8 protein-coding genes are annotated in these 11034 nt (G+C 60.8%); 2 read left to right on the top strand and 6 right to left on the bottom strand.

Going from position 1 to position 11034, the window contains the following annotated elements; genetic code table 11:
• Window positions 1-10 precede the first annotated feature (10 nt).
• Window positions 11-1042, bottom strand: a complete 1032-nt coding sequence (gene sohB, locus LVD08_RS21190) for a protease SohB (protein ID WP_027613703.1) — start codon at window positions 1040-1042, stop codon at window positions 11-13.
• A gap of 204 nt (window positions 1043-1246) precedes the next feature.
• On the opposite strand from sohB, the gene LVD08_RS21185 reads away from it, so the two are divergent.
• Window positions 1247-1957, top strand: coding sequence for a histidine phosphatase family protein (locus LVD08_RS21185; protein WP_247269176.1), 711 nt, complete (start codon window positions 1247-1249; stop codon window positions 1955-1957).
• A 62-nt stretch (window positions 1958-2019) separates the two neighbouring features.
• A complete protein-coding gene (locus LVD08_RS21180; RefSeq protein ID WP_027613701.1) occupies window positions 2020-2337 on the top strand; it encodes an SCP2 sterol-binding domain-containing protein in 318 nt (105 codons plus the stop codon).
• Between the two features lie 233 nt (window positions 2338-2570).
• Here LVD08_RS21180 and LVD08_RS21175 read toward each other — a convergent pair whose 3' ends face one another.
• The 5 genes from LVD08_RS21175 to LVD08_RS21155 form a co-directional block, all read right to left on the bottom strand.
• Complete coding sequence (locus LVD08_RS21175; RefSeq protein ID WP_247269175.1) at window positions 2571-4145, bottom strand: ABC transporter ATP-binding protein; 1575 nt, start codon at window positions 4143-4145, stop codon at window positions 2571-2573.
• Between the two features lies 1 nt (window position 4146).
• Entirely contained in the window at window positions 4147-5169 is a 1023-nt protein-coding gene (locus LVD08_RS21170) for an ABC transporter permease (RefSeq protein ID WP_247269174.1), read from the bottom strand.
• Window positions 5169-6233 carry a microcin C ABC transporter permease YejB gene (locus tag LVD08_RS21165; protein ID WP_247269173.1) on the bottom strand — a complete coding sequence of 355 codons (1065 nt, stop codon included), beginning with the start codon at window positions 6231-6233 and terminating at the stop codon, window positions 5169-5171. The genes LVD08_RS21170 and LVD08_RS21165 overlap by 1 nt, the downstream gene beginning before the upstream one ends.
• Window positions 6220-8070, bottom strand: a complete 1851-nt coding sequence (locus tag LVD08_RS21160; protein WP_247269172.1) for an extracellular solute-binding protein — start codon at window positions 8068-8070, stop codon at window positions 6220-6222. Before LVD08_RS21160 ends, LVD08_RS21165 begins: the two co-directional genes overlap by 14 nt.
• A gap of 226 nt (window positions 8071-8296) precedes the next feature.
• Complete coding sequence (locus LVD08_RS21155; RefSeq protein WP_247269171.1) at window positions 8297-10939, bottom strand: TonB-dependent receptor; 2643 nt, start codon at window positions 10937-10939, stop codon at window positions 8297-8299.
• Window positions 10940-11034 lie beyond the last annotated feature (95 nt).

Below are 11034 nucleotides of genomic sequence, written 5' to 3'. Positions count from 1 at the left end.
TGGCCTTTTCTTACCAGAAGCGTTGCTGGGTCAAGCGGCTCCACCAGCTCAGCAGCACGCGATCCACTGAACCGCTGGCAGCCATGCCGATGCGCTCCTGCAGGCTTTTGCGCTCGGCGTAATGCAGGTGATAAACCTCGGCTTTCTTCGCCCGGTCTGCCAGGTATTCATCGCTGGTCTTGAGTTCGTCGACCAGTTGTTTGTCCAGCGCTGCAACACCAAGCCAGACCTCACCGGTGGCCACTTCGTCGATGGCCAGTTGCGGGCGATAACGGGAAACGAAGTTCTTGAACAGCTGATGGGTGATGTCCAGGTCTTCCTGGAACTTCTCCCGGCCCTTTTCGGTGTTTTCGCCGAACACGGTCAGGGTGCGCTTGTACTCACCGGCGGTCAGCACTTCAAAATCGATGTCGTGCTTTTTCAGCAGACGGTTGACGTTGGGCAACTGCGCCACCACGCCGATCGAGCCGAGAATCGCGAACGGCGCGCTGATGATCTTCTCGCCAATGCACGCCATCATGTAACCGCCGCTGGCCGCGACCTTGTCGATGCACACGGTCAACGGCACGCCGGCCTCGCGAATACGTGCCAGTTGCGAGGACGCCAGACCGTAGCTGTGGACCATGCCGCCGCCGCTTTCCAGACGCAGTACCACTTCGTCCTTTGGCGTGGCGAGGGTCAGCAGTGCGGTGATTTCGTGACGCAGGCTCTCGGTGGCCGAGGCCTTGATGTCACCGTCGAAATCGAGCACGAACACCCGGGATTTGCTCTCGGGTTTGTTCTTCTGCTTCTTCTCGGATTTTTCCGATTTGGCCTGGCCCTTGCGCAGGGCCTTGAGCTGATCCTTGTCGAGCAGGGTCTGCTCCAGACGTTCACGCAAGCCTTTATAGAAATCGTTGAGCTTGCTGACCTGCAGTTGCCCCGCCGACTTGCGCCGGCCCTTGCTGCGCAATGCAGCAAAACTGGCGAGCACCACCAGGATGGCGACCACCAGCGTTACGGTCTTGGCCAGGAAGCTGGCGTATTCGGTGAAAAACTCCACAGAGACTCCTTAAAACAATGCGCGGATGCAAAACACGCGCGGGATGGTTCCAGCATACCCATGCGCCGCCTCGTCGGCCAGCCGTGAAACCTCTGGCAACAGGCCTGTAACGAGCATTTCAAACAAGCGTATGTTTTTTCATTGACAGCACTCTTTCATCCTCATAACCTCGCCAAACCTTCAACGTACCGGGATGACGCGGACGTGGGCAGCATCTATCTGATTCGACATGGCCAGGCCTCCTTTGGTGCAGACGATTATGACGTCCTGTCGCCCATCGGTGTGCGCCAGGCAGAAGTCCTCGGCCAGCACCTCGCCGAGCTGGGAATCCGCTTTGATCGCTGCCTGGCCGGCGACCTGCGTCGTCAGCAACACACGGCCAGCAGTGCGCTGGAGCAATTCAGCGCCAAGGGCCTGTCGGTACCGACGCTGGAGACCGACTCCGCGTTCAACGAGTTCGATGCCGACGCGATCATCCGCGCCCTGATCCCGGCCATGCTCAAGGACGAGCCGGAAGCCATCGACATCCTGCGCAACGCGGCGCAGAACCGCGCCGAATTCCAGCGTATCTTCGCCCTGGTCATCGAGCGCTGGCTGGCAGGCACCTACGACACCCCCGGGCTGGAAAGCTGGCTGGGTTTCGTCGAGCGGGTACAGGCCGGACTGCACCGGATCCTCGAACAGGCCGACGGCAACCAGAAAATCGCCGTGTTCACCTCCGGCGGCACCATCACCGCCCTGCTCCACCTGATTACCCAAATGCCTGCCCGGCAGGCCTTTGAACTGAATTGGCAAATCGTCAACACCTCGCTCAACCAGCTGAAGTTCCGCGGTCGCGAGGTGGCTTTGGCCTCCTTCAACAGTCACGCACACCTGCAACTGCTGAAGGCTCCGGAACTCATCACTTTCCGCTGAGTCCGGATAATTGTGACCCTTGCTGTAATCAACCAGCGCCTAACCCAAGAAAGGATCGAACCATGACCTCCGTAGCTGATGCCGTAAAAGCGATGCAAGCCAAGTTCAACCCAGCCGCTGCTGCCGGTCTGGATCTGGTTTTCGGTTTCAACATCACCGACGAAGACAAGCACTACGCGCTGATCGTCAAAGACGGTACTTGCGACATCCAGGAAGGTGAAAACCCGGACGCCAACTGCACCCTGGTACTGGACAGTGCAACCCTGAAAGACATCGTCAGCGGTGAAACCGACGGCATGCAAGCGTTCATGGGCGGCAAACTGCGCGTTGAAGGCGACATGATGCTGTCGATGAAGCTGTCCGAGCTGTTCCCGTCGTAAGACGTCGTTCGGTTTGAAGAAAATCCCGCCCCTGTGGCGGGATTTTTGCGTCTGACTCCCAGGTTTCGTCATAAACAGGTCATAGGTGGGAGGGGGCTTGCTCCCGAAGACGTCGGATCAGCCACAAGTTTTGCCGCCTGTCACACCGCTTTCGGGAGCAAGCCCCCTCCCACATTGGTCACGTGGCGCACCATAAACCGTGGCATGCACCTTCTACTACATTGGAGCTGTCATCAACCAGCAAATGATGCCGCCAACAGCTCCTGCGTATACGGATGCCGCGCATCGCTGAATAGCGCACTGGTCTCGCCACGCTCCAACACTTCGCCATCCTTCATCACTATCAGGTCATGGGCCAATGCCCGCACCACCGCCAGGTCATGACTGATGAACAGGTAAGTCAGCCCATGCTCTTCCTGCAGCCGCCGCAATAAAGCAACGATCTGCTTCTGCACCGTGCGATCCAGTGCCGAGGTCGGCTCATCGAGTAGAATCAGGTCCGGCTTGAGCACCAGCGCCCGAGCGATGGCAATCCGTTGTCGCTGGCCACCGGAGAACTCGTGCGGATAGCGATGTCGGGTCGCCGGATCGAGACCGACTTCGCGCAGCACATCAATCACCGCCTGCTCACGCTCGGCAGCATTCAAGTCGCTGTGTACCTGCAAGCCCTCGGCAATGATCTGCGCCACACACAGGCGCGGGCTGAGGCTGCCGAACGGGTCCTGAAACACCACTTGCAGGCGTTTGCGCAACGGCCGCAGTTGCTTGCCGCTCAACTGCTCCAGCGCCTCACCGGCAAAGCGAATGCTGCCCTCGGCGTCGATCAGGCGCAAAATCGCCTGACCCAAGGTCGACTTGCCCGAGCCCGACTCGCCGACAATCCCCAGCGTCTTGCCGCGCTGCAGGTTCAGATCAATGCCCTTGACCGCCTGCAGCCAAGTCTTCGGCCGCAGCCAACCGCCGCCCAGGCGAAAGCGCACATGCAGATCGCGCACCTGCAACAAGTCCTGCGCGACATCCCGGCACAGCGCTTCGCCCCCCGGCTCGGCGTTGAGCAATTCGATACTGTAGGGATGCTGCGGCGCACGGAACAGCTGCTCGCACGACGCCTGCTCGACGATCCGCCCACTGCGCATCACCGCCACCCGCTGCGCAATGGTGCGCACCAGATTCAGGTCATGGCTGATGATCAGCAGCGCCATGCCCAGGCGCTGTTGCAGCTCTTTAAGCAGCAACAGAATCCTGCGCTGCACCGTCACATCCAGCGCCGTGGTCGGCTCGTCGGCGATCAGCAGTTGCGGCTCGCAGGCCAGCGCCATGGCAATCATCACCCGCTGGCGTTGACCTCCAGAGAGTTGATGCGGATAGGCCTTGAGCCGTTCGCGCGGTTTCTGAATCCCCACCAGTTCGAGCAGTTCAAGAATCCGTTCACGGGCTTGCGCGCCCGCCAGGCCTTTGTGCAGCGCCAGGCTCTCACCGAGTTGCCGCTCGATCGTGTGCAGCGGATTCAGCGAGCTCATCGGCTCCTGAAAAATCATCGCGATGCGGTTGCCCCGTAACTGGCGCAGATAGCGCTCATGCACACCGAGCAGCTCTTCACCGGCATAACGAATGCTGCCGTCGATCCGCGTGATGTTCGGGTCAAGCAATTGCAGAATGCTGTGGGCGGTCACCGATTTGCCGGAGCCAGACTCCCCGACCAGCGCCAGGCATTCGCCCGGACGAATATCGAGGTCGATGCCATGCACCACTGGCTGACCGTTAAATGCCACACGCAGGTCGCGGATTTCAATCAGGTTATCGTTCATCTCAAGTCCTCGGATCGTAAGCATCTCGGCAGGCCTCACCGATGAACACCAACAGAGAAAGAATCAGCGCCAAGACAAAAAACGCCGTCAGCCCCAACCACGGCGCTTGCAGATTGCTCTTGCCCTGACCGATCAATTCGCCCAATGAAGCGCTGCCGGCGGGCATGCCGAAACCGAGAAAATCCAGCGCCGACAAGGTCGCGATCGCCCCGGTGAGAATGAACGGCAGATAGGTCAGGGTCGCGCTCATGGCGTTGGGGAGGATGTGCCGACTGATCACCTGCACATCGCCAACCCCCAGCGCCCGCGCGGCTTTCACGTATTCCAGACCGCGGCTGCGCAGGAATTCGGCGCGCACCACATCGACCAGACTCAGCCAGGAAAACAGCGCCATGATCCCCAGCAACCACCAGAAATTCGGCTCGACGAACCCGGACAGGATGATCAGCAGATACAACACTGGCAGCCCCGACCACACTTCCAGCAACCGCTGCCCGAGCAGATCGACCCAGCCACCGTAATAACCTTGCAAGGCACCGGCCGCAATGCCGATCAGCGCACTGGCGGCGGTCAGCGCCAAGGCAAACAGCAGCGACACCCGCGTACCGAAGATCACCCGCGCCAGCACATCCCGCGCCTGATCGTCGGTGCCCAGCCAGTTCTCGACGCTCGGTGGACTCGGTGCCGGTTCAGTCAGGTCGTAATTCACCGTATCGAAACCGAACGGGATCGGCGCAAACCACATCCGCCCGCCCTGCCCCTCGATCAGTTGCCGCACCTGCGCGCTGCGATAGTCCGGCTGGAACGGCAGTTCACCGCCGAAATCCTGTTCGGTGTAGCGCTTGAACGCCGGGAAATACCACTGGCCCTGATACTCGACCATTAACGGTTTGTCATTGGCGATCAGCTCGCCGCCCAGGCTCAGGCCAAACAGCAGCAGAAACAGCCACAGTGACCACCAGCCACGTCGATGTGCCTTGAATCGCGCCCAACGGCGCTGTCCTATGGGAGATAAGGTCAGCATCAGGCAGTCCTCGCGGTGAAGTCGATGCGCGGGTCGACCAGCGTGTAGCACAGGTCGCCGAGGAGTTTTATCAGCAGGCCGAACAGGGTGAAGATGAACAGCGAACCGAACACCACCGGATAGTCGCGCGACACCGCCGCCTCGTAACTGAGACGGCCGAGGCCATCGAGGGAGAAGATCACTTCGATCAGCAACGAACCGCCGAAAAACACCGTCACCAGCGCCTGCGGTAATCCGGCGACCACCAGCAACATCGCGTTGCGGAACACGTGGCCGTATAGCACCTGACGCTGGCTGAGGCCCTTGGCCCGTGCCGTCACCACATACAGGCGCGAGATCTCGTTGAGAAAGCTGTTTTTGGTGAGGATGGTCAGCGTAGCGAATCCACCGATGACCAGCGCGGTGACCGGCAACACCAGATGCCAGAAGTAGTCCGCGACCTTGGCCCACGGCGACAGCTCGGCGAAGTTGTCGGAGACCAGTCCGCGTACCGGAAACCAGTCCAGCGCGCTGCCGCCGGCGAACACGATGATCAGCAGCAGTGCGAACAGAAACCCCGGCATCGCGTAGCCGACGATGATCGCCACGCTGCTCCAGACATCGAACGCCGAACCGTTGTGCACGGCCTTGCGGATGCCCAGCGGAATCGACACCAGGTAAGTGATCAACGTGGCCCACAAGCCCAGTGACAAGGTCACTGGCAGCTTCTGCCAGATCAGTTCGGTGACGCTGGCACCGCGGAAAAAGCTCTGGCCGAAATCCAGTTGCGCGTAGCTTTTGAGCATCAGCCACAGGCGCTCACCGGCCGGTTTATCGAAGCCGTACTGACGCTCGATATCGGCCACCAGTTTCGGGTCGAGACCCCGGGTGGCGCGGGATTCGCCACCGATGGTTTCAACATGACCACCGCCCACCGCCGCGCCGACACCAATGCCCTGCAACCGGGCAATCGCCTGTTCCACCGGGCCACCCGGCGCGGCCTGCACGATGACGAAGTTGACCAGCAGAATGGCGAGCAACGTCGGCACGATCAGCAGCAGACGCCGCAGGCTATAACCCAACATGGGCGTACTCCTTTTGCTGTTGCTGCATCTGCGTGGCGGTCAGCGCGGTCGGGCTGATTTCCCACCAGGTATCGAGTCCGGCGTCATACAACGGCGCAGTCGCCGGACGACCAAAACGGTTCCACCACACCGTGGAAATTCCCGGTGGGTAGTAATTGGGAATCCAGTAATAGCCCCACTGCAACACCCGATCCAGGGCATGGGCATGGCGCAGCAGGCTTTCGCGGTTGTCGGCCTGCACCAGCCCTTCGAGCAAGGCATCGACCGCAGGATCACGCAGCACCATGTAGTTGTTCGAGCCGGGATCGTCGGCGCCGTCGGAGCCAAAGTAATTGAACATCTCGCGCCCCGGCGCCTGGCTCACGGGGTAGCCGACGACGATCATGTCGTAGTCGCGATTGCGCACGCGGTTGGTGTACTGCGCGGTGTCGACCTGGCGGATATCGAAGCCGATGCCGATCTGCGCCAGGTTGCGCTTGAACGGCAGCAGCAGCCGTTCAAAGCCCTTCTGACCGTTGAGAAAAGTGAACTGCAGCGGCTCGCCATTGGCATTCACCAATTGATCGCCACGGGGTTTCCAGCCGGCGGTTTCCAGCAACTTCAACGCTTGCAACTGCTCGGCGCGGATGTTGCCGCTGCCGTCGGTTTTCGGCGCTTCGAAGACTTGGGTAAACACCTCATCGGGGATTTTGCCGCGCCACGGTTCGAGGATTTTCAGTTCCTCGGCGTCCGGCAACTCGGTGGCCGCCAATGCGCTGTGCGAGAAGTAACTGCGCTGTCGCAGGTACATGCTGCGCATCATTTGCCGATTGCTCCATTCGAAATCCCAGAGCATGGCGATCGCCTGCCGCACCCGACGATCCTGAAACATCGGTTTTTGCAGGTTGAACACGAAACCCTGCGAACCTTGCGCAGCACCCGGCGCCAGATGTTCGCGAAGCAATTTGCCCTGCTCCAGCGCCGCCCCGGCATAGCCGATGGTGTAACTGGTCGCGGAAAACTCGCGGTTGTAATCGAAGCCACCGGCCTTGAGCACTTGCCGGGAAACATCGGTGTCGGCGAAGAACTCCACGCTCAAGTGATCGAAGTTATAGAGGCCGCGAGTGATCGGCAGATCCTTGGCCCACCAGTCGGCAACGCGCTGAAATTTCACGCTGCGGCCGGCATCCACCGCGCTGATCCGGTACGGGCCGCTGCCCGGCGGGATCTCGAAACCGGCGCCCTCGGCGAAGTTGCGCGTGCGCCACCAGTGTTCCGGCAACACCGGCAGCGTTGCCAGATCCAGTGGCAAGGTGCGGCTGTCGTTGTTCTTGAAGTTGAAGCGCACTTGCGTTGGCGACTCCACCACCACGTCGGCGACGTCACGAAACTGCTGGCGATATTTGAGGCTGCCCTGAGTGGTGAACAGTTCGAAGGTGTAACGCACGTCTTCGGCAGTGATTGGCGTGCCGTCGTCGAACCGGGCCTTCGGATTGAGGTAGAAGCGCAACCAGCGACGATCCGCATCCAGTTCCATCTGCTGCGCCACCAAGCCGTAGACGCTATAGGGTTCGTCCTTGCTGCGATAGGCCAGCGGCGCGTAGAGCCAGCCGTCGATGTCGGCGACGCCGGTGCCTTTGTCGATGTACGGAATCAGGTGATCGAATGGGCCGCTTTCCAGTGAGGAGCGGCGCAGCGTCCCGCCCTTGGGGGCGTTGGGGTTGGCGTAGGCCAGGTGTTGAAAGTCCGGGGCGTATTTGGGGGCTTCGCCGTAGACCGTTAACGCGGGTTGCGGGGCGGCCGAACTGAATGGGCTTGAGAGGGCAAAGGCGCTGAGCAGAATGAGCCTGGATGGCATTGGCAGATCGTTTCACAAGGTGTTGCTACTGGCCCCTTCGCGAGCAAGCCCGCTCCCACAAGGAAGTTGTGCTCACCGCAGATTCCCTGTGGGAGCGGGCTTGCTCGCGGAGAGGCCAGTACAGTCACCAAACCTTCTGCCTACCTGTGATGTGCAACAGGCCGGCGATTTTTATAGGGCAGGCTTAGATCAATAAGTGACTAAAACCCGCCGCGTCTGGGCATTCTCAGAACTTGTAATTGACCCGCGTGTACAACGTCCGCCCGAACGGGTCGCCGTATTTCGGGTCGTAGCCGCTCTGGAAGGTGTAGGTCTGGTTGCTGAACGGTGGCTCGCGGTCGAACAGGTTCTTCGCGCCGAGGGTCACGCTCAGGGTTTTGCGCCAAGTGTAGGTACCGGCCAGATCCCAGACGTTGTACGAGCCAACGTAATCGTGGGTCTCGCGGTCGGAGTCGTGGTAACCGCTGGTGTAGCGGTTGGTCAGGGCGATACCGTAGGGGCCGTAATTCCAGCTGCCGGTCAGGCTGTGGCGCCAGCGGGCCACGGCGCCGGCCGAGGAAAAGTCGCCCCCACGGAAATCGCCGAGCTTGTCGATGTAGTCGCCCTTGAGTTGCTGCTGGTACTCGTAACGGCTGACATAGGTGCCTTGCAGGCCGATGCCGAAGTTACCGTACGGAGTGCTCGGCAAACGGTAGTCGAAGCTGACGTCGACGCCATTGGTCTTGATCTTGCCGAGGTTGGCCAGCCCGGTGACGATGTGATCAATGGAGCCGTCCGGCTTGCGTACCAGGCGCTCGGGGTACAGCTCCGGGTTTTCGAACACCGCCGATTCCGGGAATTCGGCGATCTGGTTGGCGATGTTGATCCACCAGAAATCCAGCCCGGTGCTCAGGCGCTCGAATGGCTGATAGACGAAACCGAGGGTGACGTTGCGCGCGGTTTCCGGACTGAGGTCCGTATTGCCACCGGTGCGGCTGTAAAACTGCTGGGCGCAGTCGCGGTTGGCGATGCCGCCGTTACTCGGGTTGCCACCGGCACACAGTCGCGGGTCGTTGTAGTTGGCGACGGTGAACGTGGTGAAGTTCGGGTTGTACAGCTCATACAACGAAGGTGCGCGAAAACCTTCACTGTAGGCGCCGCGCACCACCAGTTCCTTGAACGGCTGGAAGCGGAACGAGTACTTCGGGTTGGTGGTGCTGCCGAAGTCGCTGTACTTGTCGTGGCGCACGGCGGCGGACAATTCGAGGCTGTCGAGCACTGGCACGTTGACCTCGGCGTACTGCGCCGAGACGCTGCGATCCCCGGCGACGCTGGCATTGGGGTCGACACCCAGGCTCTGCACATCGGCGGCGAACTGGGCAAAATCCTGATGGAAATCTTCCTTGCGGTATTCGCCACCCAGCGCCAGTGCCGAAGGGCCGGCGCCGAACCAGTCACCGATCTCGCGACTGACACGTCCATCAATCGCCTTCACCCGCCCCACTGCCGTCGAGTAATCGCCGTCCACCGCATTGGCCGCCAGCAGCGCCTGCCCGGCAGCGGTCTGCGCGCCAAACGGGTTGATGATGCCGTTGGCAATACCGGCGCTGACGGCGCGGTCGTTGACATAGCCGGCCTCGATGCTATTGACCACTTTGTTCTGGTTGTACGACGCACCGACGTTGTAGTCCCAACCCACCACGCTGCCGTCGAAGCTCAACAGCAAACGCTGGCCGGTGTTGTCGTCTTCGTGCTGGCGCGCGCCTACGGCGGTTTCGCGCCAGTTCACATCCACCGGTTGCGTCGGGTCGAGGGCGAAACCGTTGGGGCCGGGGGTAATGCCGTTACCGGGATAGAACGTCGTGCCGGGATTGACCTGATTGCCCATCAACGTACCGGGGCCAATCTGCGTGCGGTTTTCATTGCGTGCCCAGAAGTATTCGAGGCTGACGTTGTGATCATCCGCGAGCTTGCCGGTGGCTTTGGCGAAAGCCGAGGTCTTCTCGGTTTCCGGCACCAGATCGAGGTAGTTCCACAGGCTCTGGCGGCAGATGCCATTGCGCGCCAGCAACCCCGGTGCATTGCAAGCGGAACTGGCCAGTGGATTGGTGGCGTTGCTGCCCTGACTCCAGTTGGCCGGCGATGCGGTGCCGGAGGTGTAATCGAGGCCGCGTCCCGGCTGATAGTTGTAGGTGTAACCACGGTCTTCGGCAGCCAGTCGTTGCTGCTTGTCATGACTGACCACGCCGAATACGTTGAAACGGTCATCCTGCAAATCGCCAAAACCCCAGCTGCCGCTGAAGTTACGACTTTCCCCACCGCCGGCATGGGTCGGCGTGTCGTAGTTGGTGCTCAGTTGGCCTTCGGTGAGGCTGGTCTTGGTGATGAAGTTGATCACCCCGCCGATCGCATCGGTGCCGTACAACGCCGAAGCGCCGTCACGCAGGACTTCGACGCGATCAATGGCGGCGAACGGAATGGTGTTCAGGTCAACCCCGGAGCCATTGATCGCATTGGTCGCGTTGTTACTCAGCCGCCGGCCATTGAGCAGTACCAGCGTCTTGTTCGGGCCGATGCCGCGCAAATCGGCATACGACGCCCCGCCGCTGCTCGAACCCACCGAACGACCGGAGCCGACCGAGGACTGGTTGGCGGAAATCCGGCTGACCAGTTCTTCGGTGGTGCTCACCCCCTGCTCGCGCAGTTCTTCAACTCGCAGAATGGTGACCGGCACCGCGGTTTCCGCATCGACCCGGCGAATCGCCGTGCCGGTAACTTCGACCCGTTGCAACTGGGTTGTCGGCTCTTCGGCAGCGACTGCCGGCAAGGTATTGATCGCCAGCAGCAAGGCCAGGCTCAAACGGGATCTAACGGGTGAAAAATGGATCATGAACAGCCATCCCTGCGTTTTGGTTTATGCAGGGATGTGCAATGGACAGCAGGGTTTTATAGAGCTCGATTTAGACCGTTGGGTGATGAGGTTAT

It is taken from the genome of Pseudomonas sp. YL2 (genome assembly GCF_023063025.1).
Classification (GTDB): Bacteria; Pseudomonadota; Gammaproteobacteria; order Pseudomonadales; family Pseudomonadaceae; genus Aquipseudomonas; species Aquipseudomonas putida_A.
This window is presented reverse-complemented; position numbering and strand designations above follow the sequence as displayed.